The 20,527-nt window shown below is 62.7% G+C and carries 21 protein-coding genes; 13 read left to right on the top strand and 8 right to left on the bottom strand.

Annotated features, from left to right (window positions below; translation table 11 throughout):
- Nucleotides 1-203: 203 nt before the first annotated feature.
- The 5 genes from C7402_RS22275 to C7402_RS22255 all read left to right on the top strand — a co-directional run bounded on the left by C7402_RS22275 (nucleotide 204) and on the right by C7402_RS22255 (nucleotide 5,471).
- Nucleotides 204-1,127: a MurR/RpiR family transcriptional regulator gene (locus C7402_RS22275; RefSeq protein WP_341869255.1), complete on the top strand. Its 924-nt coding sequence runs from the start codon at nucleotides 204-206 to the stop codon at nucleotides 1,125-1,127.
- A gap of 319 nt (nucleotides 1,128-1,446) precedes the next feature.
- On the top strand, nucleotides 1,447-2,880 hold the full coding sequence (locus tag C7402_RS22270; RefSeq protein WP_116612137.1) for an MFS transporter: 1,434 nt from the start codon (nucleotides 1,447-1,449) through the stop codon (nucleotides 2,878-2,880).
- A gap of 21 nt (nucleotides 2,881-2,901) precedes the next feature.
- The gene (locus C7402_RS22265) at nucleotides 2,902-3,558 is read left to right on the top strand and encodes an aspartate/glutamate racemase family protein (RefSeq protein WP_112171601.1); all 657 of its coding nucleotides are present in this window, start codon (nucleotides 2,902-2,904) and stop codon (nucleotides 3,556-3,558) included.
- A 146-nt stretch (nucleotides 3,559-3,704) separates the two neighbouring features.
- Nucleotides 3,705-4,820: a porin gene (locus C7402_RS22260; RefSeq protein WP_116612136.1), complete on the top strand. Its 1,116-nt coding sequence runs from the start codon at nucleotides 3,705-3,707 to the stop codon at nucleotides 4,818-4,820.
- A gap of 270 nt (nucleotides 4,821-5,090) precedes the next feature.
- Nucleotides 5,091-5,471, top strand: coding sequence for a BON domain-containing protein (locus C7402_RS22255; RefSeq protein ID WP_116612135.1), 381 nt, complete (start codon nucleotides 5,091-5,093; stop codon nucleotides 5,469-5,471).
- A 51-nt stretch (nucleotides 5,472-5,522) separates the two neighbouring features.
- Here C7402_RS22255 and C7402_RS22250 read toward each other — a convergent pair whose 3' ends face one another.
- The 5 genes from C7402_RS22250 to C7402_RS22235 form a co-directional block, all read right to left on the bottom strand.
- Nucleotides 5,523-5,897: a VOC family protein gene (locus C7402_RS22250; RefSeq protein ID WP_116612134.1), complete on the bottom strand. Its 375-nt coding sequence runs from the start codon at nucleotides 5,895-5,897 to the stop codon at nucleotides 5,523-5,525.
- Between the two features lie 32 nt (nucleotides 5,898-5,929).
- Entirely contained in the window at nucleotides 5,930-6,652 is a 723-nt protein-coding gene (locus tag C7402_RS22245; RefSeq protein WP_116612133.1) for a helix-turn-helix transcriptional regulator, read from the bottom strand.
- A gap of 47 nt (nucleotides 6,653-6,699) precedes the next feature.
- Nucleotides 6,700-6,897 (bottom strand): hypothetical protein, encoded by a 198-nt coding sequence (locus C7402_RS47030; protein WP_165841954.1) that lies wholly within the window; start codon nucleotides 6,895-6,897, stop codon nucleotides 6,700-6,702.
- On the bottom strand, nucleotides 6,869-7,171 hold the full coding sequence (locus C7402_RS48035; RefSeq protein ID WP_116612132.1) for a VF_A0006 family four-cysteine protein: 303 nt from the start codon (nucleotides 7,169-7,171) through the stop codon (nucleotides 6,869-6,871). Before C7402_RS48035 ends, C7402_RS47030 begins: the two co-directional genes overlap by 29 nt.
- Before the next feature lie 177 nt (nucleotides 7,172-7,348).
- The gene (locus tag C7402_RS22235) at nucleotides 7,349-8,122 is read right to left on the bottom strand and encodes an AraC family transcriptional regulator (RefSeq protein WP_116612131.1); all 774 of its coding nucleotides are present in this window, start codon (nucleotides 8,120-8,122) and stop codon (nucleotides 7,349-7,351) included.
- Nucleotides 8,123-8,291: 169 nt separating this feature from the next.
- Between C7402_RS22235 and C7402_RS22230 the strand changes: the two genes are divergently transcribed.
- The 3 genes from C7402_RS22230 to C7402_RS22220 are packed head-to-tail and all read left to right on the top strand — an operon-like array spanning nucleotide 8,292 to nucleotide 12,469.
- Complete coding sequence (locus tag C7402_RS22230) at nucleotides 8,292-9,710, top strand: efflux transporter outer membrane subunit (protein ID WP_244314902.1); 1,419 nt, start codon at nucleotides 8,292-8,294, stop codon at nucleotides 9,708-9,710.
- Nucleotides 9,711-9,752: 42 nt separating this feature from the next.
- Nucleotides 9,753-10,874 (top strand): HlyD family secretion protein, encoded by a 1,122-nt coding sequence (locus C7402_RS22225; RefSeq protein ID WP_116612129.1) that lies wholly within the window; start codon nucleotides 9,753-9,755, stop codon nucleotides 10,872-10,874.
- Nucleotides 10,871-12,469: an MDR family MFS transporter gene (locus C7402_RS22220; RefSeq protein ID WP_116612128.1), complete on the top strand. Its 1,599-nt coding sequence runs from the start codon at nucleotides 10,871-10,873 to the stop codon at nucleotides 12,467-12,469. Before C7402_RS22225 ends, C7402_RS22220 begins: the two co-directional genes overlap by 4 nt.
- A gap of 100 nt (nucleotides 12,470-12,569) precedes the next feature.
- On the opposite strand, the gene C7402_RS22215 is transcribed toward C7402_RS22220, so the two are convergent.
- The 3 genes from C7402_RS22215 to C7402_RS22205 all read right to left on the bottom strand — a co-directional run bounded on the left by C7402_RS22215 (nucleotide 12,570) and on the right by C7402_RS22205 (nucleotide 14,230).
- Nucleotides 12,570-12,788: a hypervirulence associated TUDOR domain-containing protein gene (locus C7402_RS22215; RefSeq protein WP_116612189.1), complete on the bottom strand. Its 219-nt coding sequence runs from the start codon at nucleotides 12,786-12,788 to the stop codon at nucleotides 12,570-12,572.
- 108 nt (nucleotides 12,789-12,896) lie between these two features.
- Nucleotides 12,897-13,763, bottom strand: a complete 867-nt coding sequence (locus C7402_RS22210) for an aldo/keto reductase (protein WP_116612127.1) — start codon at nucleotides 13,761-13,763, stop codon at nucleotides 12,897-12,899.
- Between the two features lie 77 nt (nucleotides 13,764-13,840).
- Entirely contained in the window at nucleotides 13,841-14,230 is a 390-nt protein-coding gene (locus C7402_RS22205) for a DUF3331 domain-containing protein (protein ID WP_133254524.1), read from the bottom strand.
- A gap of 400 nt (nucleotides 14,231-14,630) precedes the next feature.
- On the opposite strand from C7402_RS22205, the gene C7402_RS22200 reads away from it, so the two are divergent.
- The 5 genes from C7402_RS22200 to C7402_RS22180 all read left to right on the top strand — a co-directional run bounded on the left by C7402_RS22200 (nucleotide 14,631) and on the right by C7402_RS22180 (nucleotide 20,515).
- Complete coding sequence (locus C7402_RS22200; protein WP_116612125.1) at nucleotides 14,631-15,290, top strand: TetR/AcrR family transcriptional regulator; 660 nt, start codon at nucleotides 14,631-14,633, stop codon at nucleotides 15,288-15,290.
- Nucleotides 15,291-15,702: 412 nt separating this feature from the next.
- Nucleotides 15,703-16,683 (top strand): NAD-dependent epimerase/dehydratase family protein, encoded by a 981-nt coding sequence (locus tag C7402_RS22195; protein ID WP_116612124.1) that lies wholly within the window; start codon nucleotides 15,703-15,705, stop codon nucleotides 16,681-16,683.
- Between the two features lie 92 nt (nucleotides 16,684-16,775).
- Nucleotides 16,776-18,113, top strand: a complete 1,338-nt coding sequence (locus C7402_RS22190; protein WP_116612123.1) for a flavin-containing monooxygenase — start codon at nucleotides 16,776-16,778, stop codon at nucleotides 18,111-18,113.
- A gap of 209 nt (nucleotides 18,114-18,322) precedes the next feature.
- A complete protein-coding gene (locus tag C7402_RS22185) occupies nucleotides 18,323-19,435 on the top strand; it encodes an NADH:flavin oxidoreductase/NADH oxidase (protein WP_116612122.1) in 1,113 nt (370 codons plus the stop codon).
- 75 nt (nucleotides 19,436-19,510) lie between these two features.
- Entirely contained in the window at nucleotides 19,511-20,515 is a 1,005-nt protein-coding gene (locus C7402_RS22180; RefSeq protein WP_116612121.1) for a LysR family transcriptional regulator, read from the top strand.
- Nucleotides 20,516-20,527: the final 12 nt, after the last annotated feature.

The raw sequence follows: 20,527 nt of genomic DNA, 5'->3' as shown, positions 1-20,527 counted from the left end.
CAGAACAACCGATTGCCCACCGTCGCCGGCCTCCGGGAACCTGGGCGCCTTTGGCGGCTACGACGAGGTGTCGCTTCGCCCCGAATTTGCCCCGAGTTTGCCATGGTCCGGCGCGTGGGGGCGGCTTCCTGGCTCCCCGGGCTTCCCTGGCTCCCTTGGCTCCCATTCCGGCAAAGCTATAATCCATCGGAGTTCGTGGGTCCGTGTCAGGCAATCGCCCACGAACACCTCATGCCGCCAAACCGGCTCATCCCACCCTCTGCGACGCCATCAACCTAACGACCATGCAAGCTACCCCGCGCTCCTTCGTCGGGCGGATCCGATCGCAGATGAACGACCTTCCTGCGACCGAACGCCGGCTCGCGGAATTCGTTCTGGATTTCCCCGGCGATCTCGCCAGCTACACAGGCGCGGAGCTGGCCGATCTCGCGGGCGTGTCGAGGGCGACCGTCAGTCGCTTCGTACGCCGCCTGGGCTATCCGAACTACGAAGAAGCCCGGCGTCATGTCCGCGACGAAAAGCAGGAGGGCGCGGCGCTGCTCCTGTCGGCCGCCACGACCAAAGCGAGCAAAAACGCGCTTGAGGCGCATGCGAGTCAAGGTGCGGCGAATTTGACGGGGACGTTCGGACGGCTTTCCAACGCGCAAATCGATGCGATCGCCAAGGCGATCGTCGATGCCCGGCAGGTGCTCGTGTTCGGTTTTCGAAGCAGCCAGCCCTTCGCGAGTTATTTTCGCTGGCAGATTCTCCAGGTGGTGGAGCGCGTCATTGCGTTGCCCGGTCCGGGGGAGACGATCGGCGAACATCTCGCGAGCATCGAGGCTCGCGACGTCGTGATCGTTTTTGGCTTGCGGCGCCGCGTGCCGCAGACCGATGCCATTCTTGACTACGCCGCGTCGGCCAACGCGAAGTCGCTGTACATCGCGGATCAACTGGCACCGGAGCACGCAGGCGTCACATGGTCGATCAACTGCGATACGGCCGCGCCCGGTCCGCTCGACAATCACGTGGCCGTGCTCGGCCTGTGCGGCTTGCTGGCGACCAAAGTGCTCGAGCACGCAGGCGATCGCGGTCGCAAGCGTTTGAGCGCGATCGAGTCGGCGCACGATCACATGGACGAGCTTTGACGCCTGAGCCGCATGAAATTTCGATTTCACCTGTTGTTATTTTGAGAATTTTGGATTGCACTGATATGAGGCGCGATCTCAAGGGTTGCGCCTCGAACTAGTGAGAAACGCAATTTTCATCGTGGTTTTCGCACGGTAAATGTGCGGCTCGAATCGAGTGGACGTCAGAGTTGGTGCACGGCAAAACGTTGCACGCACAAGGGGTTACGCGGCGCGCGATATGAAATTTAAATTTCTTGTTTTTTAAAAAATGAAATCTTAGGATCGCCTCACAGACGGAGCGACGGGTGCTCCCGTCACTAACCCTACAGAGGCGATCATGACCGGAATTTCGAGTACAAGCGCTGCCGATTCCGCAAGCGCGACGCAGCTCGACCGCGCACTCAACGACATAGGCGTCACCTCCGCACACAAGACCATCATCTTTCTGATCCTGATCGGATGCCTGTTCGACAGCTTCGAACAGAACTCGATCGGATTAATCGCGCCCATGCTTCGCGAGCATTGGGGGCTGAGCGCGACCGATATCGGCATGCTGAATACGGTGACGTTTGCCTCAGCGGCGATCGGCCGGCTGGTATCGGGCTACATCGCCGATCGCTTTGGCCGCCGCATGATGCTCACCGCCGATCTGCTGCTGTTCACGCTCGGCGCCGTCATTTGCGCGCTTGCGCCCAGTTTCCTTGTGCTGTGCGCCGGCCGGGCGATTGTCGGCTTCGGGCTGGGCGGGGAAGTCGCCGTCGCCGTGACCATGCTCGCCGAGTTCTGCTCACAGAAGTTTCGTGGCACGGCGGTCGGCCTCGTGAATGTCGGCGCGGGCGGTCTCGGCAACTTTCTTGCTCCCGCGTTCGGCCTCGCGGTCTTCGCCGTCTTTCCCGGTCCGGATGGCTGGCGCTGGCTGTTCGCCTGCCTCGTGGTGCCTGCCATCCTGGGCGCATTGTATCGGCACATCATTCCGGAGACGCCGCGTTTTCTGCTGGCAAAGGGCCGCGCGCACGACACGAACGTGGTCCTCAGCAAGCTCGCCGCGGGCAAGCTGACGGACAAGCACATTGCGGTGACGCGTTATATCACCGAGGACATAGAGAAGGCGCCGGCCCGCGACAAGGTCAACGTACTCGAGATCTTTCGCGGACGTCTCGCACGTCGCACGCTCTCGGTCGGCGTTGCAATCTGGATGACATATGGCGCGCAGATTTCGGTGCTCACGCTGATGCCCACGATTCTCGTCGCGCAGGGGTACACCATCACGAAGAGTCTCGTGTTCACGCTCATCATGCAGGGCGGCAGCCTTTGCGGCGCGACGGCGGCATCGCTGCTCGGCTATCACTTCCCGCGCAAGCGCGTGCTCACCATCGGCGCGGTGCTGGCCTGTCTCGCGGCACTCGGCTTCGGCTTCCTCGCCCACAATGTCTTGATGATTCTCGCCTGCGGCGCCATCTTCCAGTTCTTCGTGCTGCTGCTCAACACGACGATCTGGATCTATGCGCCGGAGCTTTTTCCGACGCGTGTCCGCGCGTTCGGCACATCGTTCATACTCGCGCTCGGCACCACCGCCGGCGCACTGATGCCGCTCGTGACGGGCCGTTTGTTCGATCTTCACGGTGTGAGTGGCGTGTTCGGTCTCATCGCACTGATGTACGCCATCTTCACCTTCAGCATTCAGCTTGCCCCGGAAACCTATGGCCGCAAGCTCGACGACGCCGCCGATCCGGCCGCCATGCCGAATGGCGCGGCGCCTGCGAACGGTTGAACTCTTCAGACATAAAAAATCATGCACGACATCCTGCTCCTGAACCCCAACACCTCCACCGACACGACAGCCATGATGGTGGCCATCGCCCAGTCGTGCGCACCGCAAGGCTACCGCGTGATCGGCGAAACCGCCGCACGCGGCGTGCCGATGATTCTCGATGCACAGCGCCTGCGTGAGGCGGGTGACGAAGTGGTGGCGAGTCTCAAGCGCCGCGACGGGGCATTCGCGGGCGTGGTGGTCAGCGCCTTTGGCGATCCGGGAATCGACAAGGTACGCGCACTCACCGACAAGCCGGTTGTCGGCATCTGCGAAGCCTCGATTCTCGAAGCGGCACATGGCGGCAGGCGTTTCGGCATTGCCACGGTCACGCCGGAGCTCGTCGTGCCGATCGCGCGGAGCGTGAGCGATCTGGGCGTCAGCGAACGTTACACCGGCATTCGCCTGACCCGAGAGGATCCGCTGGCACTGGCGGCCGATGCGGCGCAACTCGAAGCATCGCTCGCGCAGGCGGTCAAGGCGTGCATCGATCTCGACGGGGCCGAAGCCGTTGTGATCGGAGGCGGCCCGTTGGGGCAGGCCGCCATCGGATTGGCCACGCGCTTCAGCGTGCCGATCATCGCGCCGATTCCCGCCGCCATGCGCAAACTCATGAAGTTGCTCGACTCTGGCATGTAAGTCGGGCTAGCTCGTTCGCACGAGCTAGCTCGTGGCTTTTTCTATTTAGTTCGGTATACGAAATATTAAAAAGAACGCCCAGGCAGACTCTATATAGAGCCCGCCGGGCTTCGCTCATCCTTCAAATCGAAACTCCATACTTCGCCATGAAAAAGGTCGTCGTTTATATACTCGCAGGGCTCATCGCCTCACCCGCATTCGCACAAAGCTCGGTCACGCTCTACGGCATCGTCGATAACGGCATCACCTATGTTAGCAATTCGGGCGGCAAGTCGCTCTGGGAAGCCGCGAGCGGCACGAATCTGGGCAGCCGTTGGGGCCTGAAGGGATCGGAAGAACTGGGTGGCGGCCTGAAAGCGATTTTCATCCTTGAAAACGGCTTCAATTCGTATAACGGCAAGCTCGGGCAGGGCGGCCTGGAATTCGGACGTCAGGCGTGGGTCGGCCTTTCGCATCCTCTGGCCGGCAAGCTGACGATGGGACGCCAGTACGACTCCATCGTCGATTATGTCGGCCCCACCACGCTCAATCTTCAGTCCTGGGGCGGCATCCTCGCGCATGCCAACGATATCGACAATACCAACGACGCGTTTCGCGTCAATAACTCGGTCAAGTACGTGAGCCCGACGATGGGCGGCTTCACGGTGAGCGGCATGTATGCGTTCGGCGGCGTCGCCGGACAGTTTGGCCGCAACAGCACCATCGCGGGCGGCGCGAGCTATGCGATGGGCAATCTGTATGTGGCAGCCGGCTATCTGTTTGCCAGGAATCCAGGCACGCAATTTCCGGACGGCAACTTCGTCAAGAACGGTTCGACCAACGTGGGCGTCTTCGGCTATGTGGGACAACCCGCGAGCGAACAGGTCATCGGTGCGGGCACGACGTATCGAATGGGCCGCGCGATCGTCGGCGCGAACTATACGAATACGCGTTTCGCCGAAGCCAACGGCACGACGAGCACCGTGATATTCGATAGCTACGAGGTGTGGTCGATGTATAACATCACGCCCGCCTTACTGGTCGGCGGTGGCTACAACTTCGTCTCGGGCAGCGTTCACTACGACGACGCAAAGCCGAAGTATCACCAGATCAACCTTGTGATGAGCTATGCGTTATCCAAACGAACGGATCTCGTATTGAACACGGTCGTTCAGCACGCTGCGGGCGGCGCTCATGCGGACATCTACAACGGCGTGGTGGCGCAACAATCGAGCGGCGTGAACCAGGTGGCCGTGCATGCCGGCTTGCGGCATCGCTTTTAAATAGCTCGCCGACGTCAGTTTGGGGTTCACGCGCCGCGCGTTTCACCTGTCGTTCCGGCGATGTGGAGCGATCCCTGACTGATCTCCAGCCTCGTGATTCTGGAAAAGTGCTTTCCAATACGAGGTGTTGATCCAGAAAATTGACCCGGAGATGATGGCTTCCGCCGCGGTGCGATACGCCAGCCGTCGGCAAATGAGTCCGGGCGCGCGAGCTTGAGCGCGTGATACCCGGCAGTCGCTGCGCTTTGATGATATTTTGGAAGAGGGAAAATGAGATCGAACAGCTTGTTGGGTACTGTCGCTATTGCAGTTTTACTGGTTTCCGGAAGCCATGCCTATGCACAAGAGAGTGGTGAGGCGACGAACCCGGCGGTAGCCTCTGCACCACAGGCCACACCTTCCGCAAAGGCACAACGCAAAGCGCAACATCAGGCAAACCGCAAGCTGGAAAAGGCGGTACGAAACGCTCTCGTACACACGAAGGGTTTGCAGATGTCCAACGTCAATGTGCTGGCCAGGAACGGGAAGGTCGATCTTGTTGGATCGGTACCCGATGAATCCCAGATCCAGCGCGCGGGCGATGTGGCCAGCGCCGTCGCTGGGGTCGTTTCGCTGAACAACGCGCTGCATATTCGCGAAGCGGGGCATTAACGGCACCGGCGAACGGATCGAAACCGTCATTGCCGTGACGGCGGGTTTTTCTCAACGCCCAGGTCGAGAAAACAGGTTCACGAGGTTCCCGTCCGGGTCGCGCAGCAGGAGCGAGCGATTGCCCCAAGGCATCACCGTCGTCGGCATCACGATGTTTGTTCCGGATGCCTTCATCCGTTCGAACACCGCGTCGACGTCGTCCACTTCGAACTCCAGGATCGCCGATTGATTGGCCGCGGCGGTGGCTGCGCCTACATTGAAAAGCCGGATCAGGTGCTCGGATGAGATCGCAAGCGTCAGGCCCTCGAATCGCATTTCGGCGAATCCATAGGCCAGACGCACAGCCTCGATGCCGGAAAGCCGCTGATAAAACTCGACCAGCCTTTCGATATCCGGGGTAACAACGCGAACCGATGCGAACTTCATTTTGAGCTCCTTGTCATGAAAGGAGCTTCAGTTTAACGATCCATACTGTCAAATTCTGGCAGTATGGTGCGACTGGCCACCTGATTGAGCTTGCGCCACTCACGAAGCAGGGTGGAACGCCGCTTTGGGTAACGCGCGTCCATCTGCTCGACGTTCACGATCCGATCCGAACGGAAATTGCGAAAATCGGCTCGAAGCTCGCACCAGCACATCAGCACGCGCGCCTGGTCGAAATACACCAGGGCAAAGGGCCAAACGACGCGCCGGGAGTGAACACCCGCGCCGTCCACGTAAGTGATATCGAGCTTTCGCTCTGCGCGGACCGCGGCTCGCAGAAGGTCCGGCGAGATTGTGTGGGTAGGTCTTGCCAACGGCGCGCCGACGAGCAGTGACGATTCCTCCAGTTCGCGCCGCAATTCGGTGGGCAATACGGCGGCTATCTTCGCCAGTGTGCTCAATGCACCGGCGGATAGCGTCTTGTCGCCGCGATCGGCCACCCAGCGCATGCCCAGCACCAGGGCATCGAGTTCCTCCGAGCCGAACATGATGGGTGGCAGCATGAAACCCGGTTTCATCACGTAGCCAATGCCTGGCTCCCCTTCGATCATGGCGCCTTGCGCCTGCAAGCTGGCGATGTCCCGGTATAGCGTGCGGATGCTCACGCCGAGTTCGTCTGCGAGGGCCTGGCCGCTCACGGGACGTCGATAACGACGTAGCACTTGCAGAAGCTGAAGGAGACGTTCGGCGCGGGACATGCATGAATCCTGATATCGACGCTGAAGAAAATGAACGGCGCGATCCGTTACTTCATGCCGAAGCACCGGGTGCGTTCGGGCAGGCGCCAGGCGAGCGCGACCTCTCGCCACGCATTGATCGATTTGCCGGTCAAGCGCCGGGAGGTGGGTGTGCCATGGGAAGCGTTGCCTGCGTAATATCGCGCGAATGTAAAGGCTGCAATCATCAACGGCGCGCTACATCTGATTTTGACGTCGACACGCATGCAGTATTTCATTGACGGCAAATGCGTCTCTGACGGTCTGCACATTTTGCAGGACACACAGGTGGTACGCTCTTTCGCGCGGCAAAAGCATTGCGCCGTTTCTGTAAAGCGCGTCGCACGAGGTGCGAATTGCGCGAGCCGCGAAGCTGCTCTGACTATCCCTCAACGAATGCATGATGCATTGATCGTAGTCTGGATTATCGTTGCCCAGCGCCAGTGCCGGGAGCGGCATGGCGAGAGTCAACAAGAGAAGCCGACTGGCTGGTTTGCGCATGTTTGTGCGAGAGAACCGCGACAACAACGAGCGGGAAATCGTAACACGTCGCGTCCTGACACGACGTGCACATTGCCGGAGGTGCGAATATCGCCCTCATCGCTTCACCTGAAAGAAGCGGGTGCGACGTCGTCGCGCAATGGACGACGGTTCCGGCTTCCCGACTCCGCTCACGCGCTATTTTTGCCGCAAATACTCGCTGGGCGGCACGCCCAGCACCTTGCGAAACATGGCGGCGAACGCGCTCGGACTGTCGTACCCATGCTCCAGCGCGAGTTCGAGAATCGATGCGCCTGCCGCGAGGCGCGGCAGGCTCAACAGCAGGCGCGTATGGCGCCACCATGCGCCTGGCGTCATGCCGGTTTCGCGCCGGAAGATGCGCGCGAGCGTGCGGGCGTTCATGTTCGCGGCGCTCGCCCACGAGGCGAGCGTGACCGGCTCGGACGGCTCGCGAATCAGGTTGGCGCACAACACTGCCAGTGCGGGATGGCGCGGCATCGGCACATGCAGGTCGAGCGACGGGGCGATTTCGATTTCGTCGAGTATCAAGGCAAGCACGCGACCCGTGCGATGGCTCAGGTCGTAATCGGCGGGCAGGCCGCTCGTCGCGAGGATGAGTTCGCGCAACAGTCCGCTCACGCCGATGACACGGCACTCGCGCGGCAGGCTCGGGCGCACTTCGTGGGCGACGAAGAGGGAGCGCATGCGCACGTCGCCGGCCATCTCGATGCCGTGGCGGATGCCCGCGGGCACCCAGACGGCGCGGCCGGGCGGCACGATCCAGTTGCCGTCGTCGGTGCGCACGATCATGACCCCGTCGATGGACAGGATCATCTGGGCCTGCGCGTGGGTGTGCGAGGCGAACTCATCGCCGGCGGCGGAGTTGGTGGCCAGCACACCGATTTGCTGCGCTTTGTCGGAAGCGTCCAGCACCTGAAAAAAATCGTTCACGTGTCCATTTCTCGACGATGAATGCGCATCTCGCGCGCGATGAACAGGGAGCGTCAACATACCATGGCATGACCGATTCATTCCATGATTCCCGATGCCTGCCGCTCCAACCTTTCTTTCACCGCCGGGAATTCCGGCGCGCCGCTTTGCCGCTCATGCCCGAGGCCTGGTGGCGGCATCCAGCGTGCTGCTCGCCGCGACGCTTGCCGCCTGCTCCGTCACTGAACCGTATCGTGCGCCTGTTGCCGGCGCCGCCGAGCGTGCGCCTTTCGATGCGGCCGTATCGGTGCCGCAGGCGGTGTCTGCCGCGCCGCCGGATCACTGGTGGCAGCTCTATGACGACCCGGCGCTGGATGCACTGATTCGCGAGGCGCTGGCGCAGAACCGCGACCTTGGCGTCGCGGCGGCGCGCGTCTCGCGTGCCCGTGCGATGCTGGCGCAGGCGGATGCCGCGCGCTTGCCGTCAACGCAGGCCTCATTCGGCGTGGATTACGGCCAGCACGAGAACGACCAGATCGTGGCCGCCGCGCGCGACACAGGCAGCGCGCCGTCGCGCTTCGGCTGGGCGCCGGGTTTCGCCCTGTCGTGGGAAATCGACTTCTGGGGCCGTGTGCATCATCTCGTGGACGCCGCGCACGCGGATGCCGACGCGCAACAAGCCGCGTCGGACGCCTTGCGCGTGAGCGTGGCCGCCGAAACGGCGGCGGCGTATGCGCGAGCCTGCGCGTACGCCGGGCGGCTCGACGTCGCGCAGCGCTCACTGGCGATCGCCGAGCGCATTGCGTCGCTCACGCAGCGACAGCAGGCGCTGGGTCTGGTTTCATCCATGGAGCTTGCCCGCGCGCGCGCCTTTGCTGACGACACGCGCGCGAGCCTGCCCGCGCTCGACGGCGAACACCGCGCGGCGCTCTACGAGCTGGCGGTGCTGCTGGGGCGCCCGCCCGCCGATGTCCCGGCCGCGGCGCAGGCATGCCGTCAACCGCCCACGCTCGCGCAGCCTTTTCCCGTGGGCGATGGCGCGGCGCTGATGCGCAGACGCCCCGATCTGCGCGAGGCCGAACGCAGGCTCGCGGCGGCGCACGCGCGCGTGGGCGTGGCGCAGGCCGCGCTGTATCCGTCGATCACGCTGGGCGGCTCCGTCAACTGGCTCTCGACCACGGGCCACCCGGCCTCGCTCGGCAACCCGTATGCGCTCGCGTGGAGCGTGGGGCCGCTCATCAGCTGGAACTTTCCCAATCTCGCGGTGAACCGGGCGCAGTTGGGCGCGGCGCGCGCCGACGACGCGGGGGCGCGCGCCGCATTCGACGCGCAGATATTGCGCGCCTTGCAGGAGACCGAGCAGGCGCTCGTCCGTTATGGCGCGGCGTGGCGCGAGCACGATGCACTGGAGACGGCGCGCGCCGGGCACGCGCGCGCCTTCGCGCTCGCCGAGCGCGAGTTCCGCGCCGGGGCGATCGATTCGCTCGGCGTGCTCGACGCGGAGCGCAGCCTGATCGCCGCCGACGCCGCGCTCGCGCAGTCGGCCCAGCAGGTCGCGCTGGATCAGGTCACCGTGTTCAAGGCGCTCGGTGGCGGCTGGCAGCCTTGAGCGCACCACTCACATCACCCATTTCAAAAGAAGACTGTGTGCATGAGTACGACTGTTGATACCGAAGTTCAGACCATCACGTCCGCGCGCCGCGCGCGGCGTCCGTGGATCGTCGCGGGGACGTTGCTGGCGGTCCTCGTGGCTGCGGTTTGGGGCTGGCACTGGTGGCGGGTGGCGCGTTTCATCGAAACGACTGACGACGCCTACGTGCGCGCCGACGTCGTCACGGTCAGCCCTCGCGTGTCGGGTTACGTGACGAACGTCATGGTCGACGACAACCAGCCGGTCCGTCGCGGCGACGTGCTCGCCACGCTGGACGACCGTGATTACCGCGCGAAAGTGCAGGCCGCCCAGGCCGCCTTGCTGGAGGCGCAGGCGGCGTTGCAGGAAAGCGCGGCCGCGGCGCAGACGCTCGACGCGCAACTCGCGCAACAGTCCAGCGCGATCGCGCAGGCGCAAGCCGACGTGGATGCCGCGCGCGCCGAGTCCGCCCGCCGGGACGCCGACGCGACCCGCTATCGCGCCTTGCTTGCCGACGAAGCGGCCAGCGGCCAGCATTGGGAAGCGGCGCGCGCCGATGCGCTGAAGGCTCGCGCGGCGCTCGCGCACGCCGTGGCGGCGGCGCAGAGCCAGCGCGAACAGAGCGGGGTGCTGCGCAAGCGCCTGGCGCAGAACGACGCGGCGACCGCCGCCGCCCGCGCGCGCCTGGAAGCGGCGAAGGCACAACTGGCGCTTGCGCAACTGGACCTGGAGCACACGCGCATTCTCGCGACGCAAGACGGCATGGTCGGCCAGCGCAGCGCACGTGCCGGGCAATATGTGGAGGCGGGCACACCGCTGCTCGCCGTGGTGCCGATGCACGCCGTGTATGTGGTGGCCAACTTCAAGGAAACGCAGCTTGCCGCGATGCGCGCAGGCGAGCCGGTCGAACTGGATGTCGACACCTTTACAGGTCACGCCTTGCACGGCCGCGTGAGCGGCATCGCGCCGGGCTCGGGCGCCGAATTCGCGCTGCTGCCGCCGGACAATGCGACCGGCAACTTCACGAAGATCGTGCAGCGCGTGCCGGTGAAGATCGCGCTCGATGCCATGCCGCGCGATGTCGTGCTGCGGCCCGGCATGTCGGTCGTCGCGCGGGTCGATACGAAGGGGGCGCAGCGATGAGCGCCGCCGCTCCCCGGGCTCAGGAAGCGAACGAAACAGCGCACGAAGAAGCGGTCTCGCTGCGCTCGTGGGTCGCCGTGCTTGGCGGCGTGTTCGGCTGTTTCATGGCGGGCATGAACGTTCACGTGACCAACGCGTCGCTGCCCGACATACGGGGCTCGCTGGGTGCGAGCTTCGAAGAGGGATCGTGGATTACCACCGCCTATCTGGTTGCCGAAATCGTCGTCATTCCGCTCACTGGCTGGCTCGTGCAGGTGTTTTCCGCGCGGCGCGTGTTGCTCGTGGGCGCATCCGGGTTTCTGGGCTTCTCGCTGGCGTGTTCGCTCGCGCCGACGATCGGCACGATGATCGCTGCGCGCACGTTACAGGGCGCGTTTGGCGGCGTGCTCATCCCGCTGTCGTTCCAGCTTATCGCCACCGAACTTCCGAAGTCGCGCCACCCGCTTGGCATGGCGCTCTTTGCGGTCGCCAATAACGTGGCGCAGGCGGCCGGCCCGTCGTTGGGCGGCTGGCTGACCGACACGTATTCGTGGCGCTGGATTTTCTATCTACAGATTCCCCCTGCGCTGGCCTTGATCGCCGCGATTGCGTGGGCGATCCGGCCGGTCGCCGTCGATACAGGCCGGCTGCGCAGTGCCGACTGGTCAGGCATCCTGACCATGGCCGTGGGCCTGAGTGCGCTGCAAATCGTGCTCGAAGAGGGGGGGCGCAAGGACTGGTTCGCATCGGGCGGCATCGTGCTGCTCTCGTGTATCGCGGCGGTCGGTCTGGTGGCGTTCGTCGTGATCGAGGTGCGGCGCGCGCAGCCGTTCATCAATCTGCGGTTGCTTGCCGGGTATAATTTCGGCCTTGCCAGCCTGATGCAGTTCCTGTTCGGCGCCGTTGCGTTCGGGGTCGTCTTTCTGGTGCCCAACTACCTGGCCGAGGCGCAGGGATACAGCGCGCGCGACATCGGCATGGTGATGATTCCCTATGGGCTCGTTCAGTTCGCCATGTCGTTTCTCACGCCGCCGCTCATGCGCCGCATGAGTCCGCGCATGGTGATTGCGCTCGGCTTCCTGCTGGTAGCGGCGGGCTGCCTGATGAACATTCATCTCGACGCCGATTCCGCGCGCAACGTCATTGTGCCGTCGCTGATCGTGCGCGGCGTGGGCCAGTCGTTCGTGGTCATCGCGCTGTCGGTGATGGCCGTGAACGGTGTCGACAAGACGCAGCTGGGCTCGGCGTCCGGCGTTTTCAACATGGTGCGCAACGTGGGCGGCGCGATCGGCATCGCGGTCGTGAGCCAGATCGTGGTCGAACGTCAGAAGCTGCACATGGCGCGCATTGGTGAGGCGGTGACGCCTTATGCGCAGGCGTTTCAGGAGCGCATGGTGCTGCTCGCGCGCGTGATATCGCGACTGCACGTGCCGCGCGCGGAGGGACTGCCGCACGGGCGCTTTGACGGCACGTACGAGACCGCGCTTGCGCTCGTCAATCAGCGGGTGATTCGCGAAGCACTCCTGATGGCCTACAGCGACACGTTTCTGATCGCCGGTCTGGCGATGCTGGCGTGCGTGGCGGGGGCATTCGGTCTGCGGGGCGTGAAATCGTGACTCGCGAAGGCGTGCCTGCTCGCGGCCCGCCTTCCCCGCACTGCTGAGGCGGTCGCCTGTGTTGTACCGAAAGCCGCGGGCGCCGTGCGCCCGGTTGTGGTCAGTGCTTGTGCACCTTCTCCAGCCCGTCCGCGCGATACACCTCGTGCTGACCGCTTTTCTCGCTTTCAACCTCGTAATACGGGTCGTCCTTCGACGCGGCGACAGTCTGACCGTCCAGTTCCGTGTCCCTGATGATCCGGCGCACGACCGTGCCTGTCGTCGTGCCTTCCTGGCTGTTCCACGTGACGCGATCGCCTGTTTTGAGTCGATGGGACATGATTGTGCCCTCCGGTTGTTCAATCCTCAATCAGCGGCGCATTCTTTGTTCCTGAGGCCGGGGGCGAGTGAGCGCCGCGCGCGCGCAGGCGGCCTGGCGACAGGGAACTCAGCTCGCGAGTGCGTTCAGACGGCTCATCTCTTCGTCCGAAAGCTTGATAGCCGCGGCTGCGACATTCGCCCGCAGATGCGTCCGCTTGGACGTCCCCGGAATCGGGAGTATCACCGGGCTCTTGTGGAGCAACCATGCGATAGCGATTTGCATGGGCGAAGCACCGTGGTCGCGGGCAACTTCGCTTATGGTGTCAGACGATGCGCCGATATTGCCAGCGGCCAACGGGTACCAGGGGATGAATCCGATATTGTTCGCTTCGCAGTATTCGAGCACGGATTCGCTTTGACGATCGAGGAGGTTATAGCGATTCTGAACCGTCGCCACCGTGAAATACTTCGATGCGGCTTTGATCTCTTCGACGGTGACTTCGCTCAGGCCGACAAAGCGGACAATGCCTTCCTTTTGCAGCGCTTTGACCGCGTCGAATTGCTCGTCGGCGGGGACAGCCGGGTCGATTCGATGCAACTGCCAGAGACCAATCTGTTCAACGCCCAGATTCTTCAGGCTGCGTAGCGCGCGCTCACGCAGGTATTCGGGTCGTCCGTCCGGCTGCCACTGGTCGGGGCCGGGGCGACGCAGCCCTGCTTTGGTCGCGACGAGAACATGCTTGTACGGATGCAGCGCTTCGCGGATAAGCTGTTCGGAGACTTCCGGGCCGTATGAGTCGGCGGTATCGACGAAATCGATTCCAGATTCCGGGAGCGATTCCAGGACGCGAAGCGCTTCCGCCGGATCTTCGGGCGGCCCCCAAATCCCGGGTCCGGTGATTCGCATCGCGCCGTAGCCCAGCCGGGTAATGTCCACTTCGCCGGCGAGCTTGAATGTGCCAGACGCGGATGCGGAAATGAGTGGTTCGCTCATGATCAGGAAATCCTTTAGCTAAATATTGAAACCCCGCGTTCAATGCCAGGGTGTCTCGGCGGTTGGGGCGACGACGATCAGTCCTTGACCGACGAGGCGAGAATCATGGCTTGCTCGTTGGCCGGCGGGTTGGAAACACGGGTGTACGGCGCGTATACGGCATCCCCGCGCGCAATCGACTCGCCAGTGAGGGCACAGTGACCGGAGCGCCGTGCCGACCTTTTGGTCCAAAGCTGGTCGCTGTAATGGCATGACGTCGGATCGCACCAGTTCAAGAGGATGGACCGGTCGGTGACACGCTCGACAACCGTGACGACTGCATGAGACAACCGGCGCACGGTTACATCGTCGCCCGGCACCTTGCGCCGAGGCTTCGAGGCGGGCGGGACCGTGTCCCTGCGAACCGGTTCGACGTCCGGGTTGCAGTTTCGGGCGGTTAGGGCTTCGAGCACAGTGATGGTGTCCATCCAGGCATCTCGGTTGAGCGTCGGCTCGGTTTGACTGAACCCCGGGGGGATGGTGTTCACTGTTTTCCTCCGTCCTTAGGCCGGTCTGCGTGACGCCGCTCGGGCCGCGTTGCCGAAATGGCCTGCATATGGCATCCGTGACGCTGATCGTATACCGGGTGATGGGGAGCGATAAATCGGCAATCCGCGAATTCTTAATTTGACGTTCTCAAACAGTGGGCCGCTCGTAACCGTCGCGGCCGTGCGGAGCGGTACGATGTCGACTGTGCCCGAGCGCAAATACCAGGTATGTTGGCCTCACGCTCATGTCGCTATAATTCGCCAAAGCTGAACAATGGGCCTTGCGAGGCTTGTGGCGTCGGGAATTTTCATCGAAGTGCGAGCACCAGACCGGGACGATATGACTCCGAGCAAGCAGGAAATTTTGCATATGGCCGCGGAATGCTTCATGGAGCAGGGCTTCCACGCGACCAGCATTGACGACGTGGCTCGTCGCCTGGGCGCGACGAAGGGGCGGATATACCATCACTATCCTTCGAAGATCGAACTCTTCTTCGATGTTCACCGTGCCGGGATGGAACTGCTGTTTTCGGCGGTCGAACCCGCCAGTCAGATCGATGGCGACGGTATCACGGTGCTTGCGGCGATGCTGGAGGCTCATGCGATGGCCGTCCTCGAGCATCACACCTTCGAAAGTGTCGTCGCGCAGGGCGTGCAGATGCATCGATTCGGCGCGACCACGCCGGCGCAACGGGAAATCCTGGACGAGTTGATTGGCAGCCGCGACCGGTTTGAAGCGATGTTCAAGAAGGCGGCAACGGCCGCGCGCAAGGACGGCACGCTGGCCAACGTGGACCTATCGATTGCCGTCAAGACACTGCTGGGCGGCATTCAATGGTCGCTCATCTGGTACCGCCCGCAAAGCGATACGGGGCCGAAGGCGCGCCGAAATCTCGCTGAACAGATGGTCAAGACGCTCGTAGACGGTGTGCGGGCACGCGGCAATGCAGGCGCTGCGCCCGCATCGGCGTCCGCTCGCGGCGCGAAGAAAAAAGGCTAGCGGCGCGACGCCCGCGTCATTCATGACGCGATTCGCGCACGCGTCGAAGCGGTCGAACCGCAGCCGCGTTGCGAGCGGCAGCGGGGTTCCCGTCAATCGCACACCACCGTTGGATCGCCCAACCGGAACGCCGTTTCGGCCCTTGGGCATTGCCCCTTCCCAATCCTCATCACAAGTCCGGCGACGAATATCGCCGGACTTCTTTCGTTCATCACGCTTTCATTCTGGCTGATCGGGGCATGCCGCCGACGTGGTTGCGAATGCGCAATCCATTCGTGAAGTAGGGGAAAGACTTGCGCGTCTAAAACCTACTCAGTAGTATGTTTTCCGTTGGAGATGGAAACTGTCGCTTTTCGCTGCGGAGCGAGTATCCCAGGGAAGCGGTCACGAGACAGCACAACGGAGGCGGTCGATGCGCGTCATGGTTACAGGTGCGGCCGGGTTTATCGGCCGGTCGCTCACTGCGAAACTGCTGGATGGTATCCGCCTTGCCGACGGACAGGGCGGCTATCGCGCGATCGATGAAATCGTGCTCGTAGACTGCGATTTCCCGCAGAGGGCGCCATTGCGCGCGGCTGGCGGAGTCAGGGTTGTCCATCTGGCGGGAGACCTGGCCGACGCCGGTTTCGTCGACGAAGTGGCATCGGTGGGCGCCAATGCCATTTTCCATCTCGCCGCTGCGCTCACGCTGGATTCGGAAGAGCGGGACGCCGCCGCGTACCTCGTCAATGTGGAGTCGATCCGGCGATGGATCGGCAGGGCGTCGCCGTCCACCCGGTTCGTGTTTGCCAGCTCCATTGCCGTATTTGGCGGCGAGTTGCCCGCGACGGTGACGGACCATGAACGCTTCGCCCCGGAGACGACCTACGGTACGCATAAGGCTGTCGCTGAACTGTTGCTGGCGGAGGCGTCACGGAAGCGCCGGATCGACGCCCGGATTCTTCGGCTGCCGATCGTGCTCATTCGTCCTGGTGCGAATACACCGGCGGTATCGGACAGGATCGCTGCGATCGTGCGCGAGCCGCTCGCCGGACGAGACGCGGTTTGCCCGCTCGCGGCCACAACGCAGATACCGGTTGCTTCAGCGACCGCGGTGGCTAAAGCGCTAATCCAGCTCCATGACGTTCCGGCTGCCGGGCTCGCGCCGTCGCGCGCAATGAATCTGCCGTCGCTCAGTGTGAGCATCGAGCAGATGATTGCCGCAACGCGCCGCCACGGCGGAACGCGTGCGACCGGAACCGTCCATTTCACCCCCGACGCCCGGATTCAGGCAATCGTAGACGGCTGGCCAAGAGCGTTCGTTTCGGATGCCGCGACGCGCCTGGGCATTGTTGGAGACCGTTCCTTCGACGATATCGTCTTCGACTATCTCTCGGAGCATCACAGCGGCTAGACCGGCGCAGCCCGCGAAGCACAACACAGCGCCATTGTTCTGGCTCCGACGCCCGCGAGGTGGCAGAGTCGCATAGTCATTCAGGAATCCGTATGAAACAATCAGGTAAATCAACGCAACAAAAAGACGTTGTCAGACTCCCGGTCTGCATCATCGGGGCCGGCTCGTCAGGCGTAGCGGCCGCAAAGGCACTCAAGGAAAAGGGCGTCGAATTCGACTGTTTCGAAATTGGCTCGGACATCGGCGGTATGTGGCGTTACGAAAACGACAACGGATTGTCGTCGGCGTACCGGAGCCTGCATATCGATACCAGTCGCGTCAATCTTGGTTATTCCGATTTTCCCATTCCCGACCACTATCCCGACTTCCTTTCCCATTTTGAAGTCATCGACTATCTCGAGGCATACGCCGAGCGCTTCGGCGTTCGCCCGCACATCACGTTCGGCACGAAGGTCGAGGACGTCACGCCTGATCACGACACCAACTGGACTGTGCGTTTGAGCACGGGAGAAACCCGGCGTTACCGCGCAGTCATCGTCGCCAACGGGCATCTCTGGGACCCGCGCACGGCGGAATTTCCCGGCTCATTCGATGGCGACTCGATTCACTCGCATCACTACCGTACCGCGGAACGCTTCAAGGGAAAGAACGTGCTGATCGTCGGGATTGGCAACTCCGCAGTGGACATCGCGGTGGATGTTTGCAAAGGGGCGAACAAGACCTTCCTCTCCACACGTCGCAGCGCCTGGGTCATGCCGAAGTACATCATGGGATTGCCCATCGACCGCTGGCTGGCTTTTTTCTCGCGACGCTTGAAACTGCCCACGACGTGGAGCCGCTCCATCGTCAAACACATCGCGTACATGGTGACAGGTGACCAGCAACGTTTTGGCATTCCGCGGCCGCGTCATGCCATCTGGCGCGAACATACGACGCTGAGCCAGGAGCTCATTTCCTATTGCGGTCATGGCTGGATCGGCATCAAACCGAACGTCAAGCAACTCGACGGCGGCTACGTATCGTTCGACGACGGCAGCCGCGAAGCGATCGATGCCATCATCTACGCGACCGGCTACAAGACCACCTTCCCGTTTCTCGACCCGGAAGTCTTTTCCGTGCGCGACGGCGAGGCGTCGCTCTATCGCCGCATGCTTTCTCCGCAGCGTCCCGGCCTCTACATGCTGGGGCTGATTCAGCCGGTCGGCCCGACGATTCCTCTCGTCGAAGTTCAGGCGAAATGGCTCGCCTCGGTGCTGGCTGACGATACCGCACTCCCCGGCCGGGAACGTATGGAGGCAGAGGTGCGCGCGCATCGCGAAGAACTCGCCCGGCGATACGTCGGCTCGGCCCGCTACACGCTCGAGGTCGACGGCCGGAGCTATCGGAAGCAGTTGTTCGGCGACATCAGCCGTGGCGTGGCCGGTATCTGAAGCGGTTGCCTGGCGGAGCCGGTCGATTGTTGAGAAGTTTTAACAACTGAATTAGTGGCGCCTCGCACAACGGTAGCGGGCGGCGTCCGTAGACTAGCCGGCAACACAGGGCGTTCTGGCGAATCCGCGCCAATGCAATTGGCGTTGAATACCCTGAAAACGGCATTTTCGGTAAATCAACTGCGTTTCAAACATGACTGAGGCTAACTATGAGCGCGCTTTTCACACCTTCGCGGCTGAGCTCGGTGGCGCTGCCGAACCGGATCGTCGTTTCACCCATGTGCCAGTATTGCGCGGACGACGGACGCGCAAACTCATGGCATCTCGCTCACCTTGGCGGACTGGCGCAGTCCGGCGCGGGCATGCTCGTCGTCGAGGCAACCGCCGTTGAACCCGCGGGACGCATCACGCCGGGTTGTCTCGGTCTCTGGGACGACGAGACGGAAGCGGCGCTGCGGCCGGTTGTTTCGCTGATCCGCGAGAACTCGAACATCGTCCTCGCGATGCAGATCGCCCACGCCGGACGCAAAGCATCCAGCGCGGTGCCGTGGAAGGGCGGCGCGCTGCTTGAGAGCGGCGACGGAGGATGGACGACCTATGGTCCGTCCGCCATTGCACAAAAGGAAGGCGAGACGGCGCCTGTCGCGCTGGACATCGACGGCCTTGCCCGCATCAAGCAACGCTTCGTGGATACGGCGAGAAGGGCGGCGCGCCTTGGTTTCGATGCGCTGGAACTGCACGCCGCGCATGGTTATTTGCTTCACCAGTTTCTGTCGCCGGTTTCAAACCGGCGCACGGATGCTTATGGTGGCTCGCTGCAAAATCGCCTGCGCTATGTGCTCGAAGTGTATGACGCGGTTCGGGAGGTCTTTCCCGCGCACAAACCGGTTGGCGTAAAAATCTCGGCAACGGATTGGGTAGAGGGTGGATGGGACATCGAACAGTCGGTCGAGCTTTCCAAAGCGCTCAAATCCAGAGGGGTGTCGTGGATTACCGCATCGTCCGGCGGTATTTCACCCTTGCAGAAGATTACGGTCGGCCCCGGCTATCAGGTGCCCTTTGCGCAACGCATCAAGGCGGAAACCGACGCCACGACGATGGCGGTGGGTCTGATCACCGAACCGGCGCAGGCCGAGGAGATTATCGCGAGCGGGAAGGCGGATTTCGTCGCCATTGCCCGAGGCATGCTGTATGACCCGCGATGGGCATGGCACGCCGCAGCCGAACTGGGCGGAGTCGTGAACGCGGCGCCGCAATACTGGCGCGCGCCGCCGCACGGATACTCGCATCTGTTCGGCAATGTCGTCCACGGCGCGCGCTAGGGGTACGGGTTTCGTCATATGACTCACGTTGACCCGGCGTAGGCGCATGTGCCGGGTCGCCCGAAAAGGTTGAAGATGGACCGCCTGCAAGCCATGAAAGTGTTCACGCGCGTCGTGGAGACAAACAGCTTCACACGCGCAGCCGACTCGCTTGGTTTGCCGCGCGCGTCCGTGAGCGTCACCATTCAGCAACTCGAGACCTACCTGAAGGTGCGCTTGTTGCAGCGGACGACGCGCAAACTGAACGTCACGCCTGACGGCGCAGCCTACTATGAGCGCTGCGTGCGAGTCCTGGCAGACATTGACGACATCGAGGGTTCTCTGGAGAACCGGGGTCTTTCGCCACGAGGGAAAATCCGGGTCGACTTGCCCGGTGCGCTGGGCCGCACGGTTTTAATGCCCCGGGTTCAGGCGTTCCACCAGAAGTATCCGGACGTGGAACTGATGCTCGGCTTTTCGGATCGGCCTGTCGACCTCATACGGGAAGGCGTGGACTGTGTGATACGCATCGGGGCATTGCAGGACTCTACGCTCGTGGCAAGACGGATTGGCTTGTATCAGGCCGTGACCGTCGCCAGCCCACGATATCTCGAGCATTTCGGAACGCCCAGAACGATTGAAGCGTTGCAGAAGCACACTTCGGTCAACTACTTCTGGGCCAGAACGGGGCGCTTGATGGAGTTCACTTTCGATGTGGACGGGAGTGCGGTTTCGGTTCCCATGAAAGGGCGCATTTCCGTCAACGACGCGGAAGCTTACGTCGCCGGTGCGCTGGAAGGCGTCGGCATCGTCCAGGCCGCAAGATTCATGGCGTTGCCGCATCTTCAGTCCGGTGCCCTCGTGGAGGTGCTGGAGCAGTGGAAGCCCATGCCAATGCCGATATCCGTGGTTTATCCCCACAACAGACACTTGTCGCCCACGGTGCGTGTTTTTGTCGACTGGGTGGCGGAGCTCTTCGGTGCGAGCGATCTCTTCAAGGATGAGGACGTCAGGGAACGGTTTCTGCGGCATCAGGCGGCACACCCGGCCCCGGCTGACTCGATGAACTTTCGGGACGAAACGGATCAACCAATCGATTAAGTATCCTGATCG

Source organism: Paraburkholderia unamae, assembly GCF_003096875.1.
Taxonomy (GTDB): Bacteria; Pseudomonadota; Gammaproteobacteria; order Burkholderiales; family Burkholderiaceae; genus Paraburkholderia; species Paraburkholderia unamae.
The sequence above is the reverse complement of the archived record's forward strand: the minus strand, read 5'-3'. Positions and strand labels throughout refer to the sequence as shown.

Coding starts and splice junctions, on each gene's coding strand:
- C7402_RS22270 (WP_116612137.1), top strand. CDS start 1,447: ATGACCGGAATTTCGAGTACAAGCGCTGCCGATTCCGCAAGCGCGACG.
- C7402_RS22265 (WP_112171601.1), top strand. CDS start 2,902: ATGCACGACATCCTGCTCCTGAACCCCAACACCTCCACCGACACGACA.
- C7402_RS22260 (WP_116612136.1), top strand. CDS start 3,705: ATGAAAAAGGTCGTCGTTTATATACTCGCAGGGCTCATCGCCTCACCC.
- C7402_RS22255 (WP_116612135.1), top strand. CDS start 5,091: ATGAGATCGAACAGCTTGTTGGGTACTGTCGCTATTGCAGTTTTACTG.
- C7402_RS22250 (WP_116612134.1), bottom strand. CDS start 5,897: ATGAAGTTCGCATCGGTTCGCGTTGTTACCCCGGATATCGAAAGGCTG.
- C7402_RS22245 (WP_116612133.1), bottom strand. CDS start 6,652: ATGTCCCGCGCCGAACGTCTCCTTCAGCTTCTGCAAGTGCTACGTCGT.
- C7402_RS47030 (WP_165841954.1), bottom strand. CDS start 6,897: ATGCGTGTCGACGTCAAAATCAGATGTAGCGCGCCGTTGATGATTGCA.
- C7402_RS48035 (WP_116612132.1), bottom strand. CDS start 7,171: ATGCGCAAACCAGCCAGTCGGCTTCTCTTGTTGACTCTCGCCATGCCG.
- C7402_RS22225 (WP_116612129.1), top strand. CDS start 9,753: ATGAGTACGACTGTTGATACCGAAGTTCAGACCATCACGTCCGCGCGC.
- C7402_RS22220 (WP_116612128.1), top strand. CDS start 10,871: ATGAGCGCCGCCGCTCCCCGGGCTCAGGAAGCGAACGAAACAGCGCAC.
- C7402_RS22215 (WP_116612189.1), bottom strand. CDS start 12,788: ATGTCCCATCGACTCAAAACAGGCGATCGCGTCACGTGGAACAGCCAG.
- C7402_RS22210 (WP_116612127.1), bottom strand. CDS start 13,763: ATGAGCGAACCACTCATTTCCGCATCCGCGTCTGGCACATTCAAGCTC.
- C7402_RS22205 (WP_133254524.1), bottom strand. CDS start 14,230: ATGGACACCATCACTGTGCTCGAAGCCCTAACCGCCCGAAACTGCAAC.
- C7402_RS22200 (WP_116612125.1), top strand. CDS start 14,631: ATGACTCCGAGCAAGCAGGAAATTTTGCATATGGCCGCGGAATGCTTC.
- C7402_RS22195 (WP_116612124.1), top strand. CDS start 15,703: ATGCGCGTCATGGTTACAGGTGCGGCCGGGTTTATCGGCCGGTCGCTC.
- C7402_RS22190 (WP_116612123.1), top strand. CDS start 16,776: ATGAAACAATCAGGTAAATCAACGCAACAAAAAGACGTTGTCAGACTC.
- C7402_RS22185 (WP_116612122.1), top strand. CDS start 18,323: ATGAGCGCGCTTTTCACACCTTCGCGGCTGAGCTCGGTGGCGCTGCCG.
- C7402_RS22180 (WP_116612121.1), top strand. CDS start 19,511: ATGGACCGCCTGCAAGCCATGAAAGTGTTCACGCGCGTCGTGGAGACA.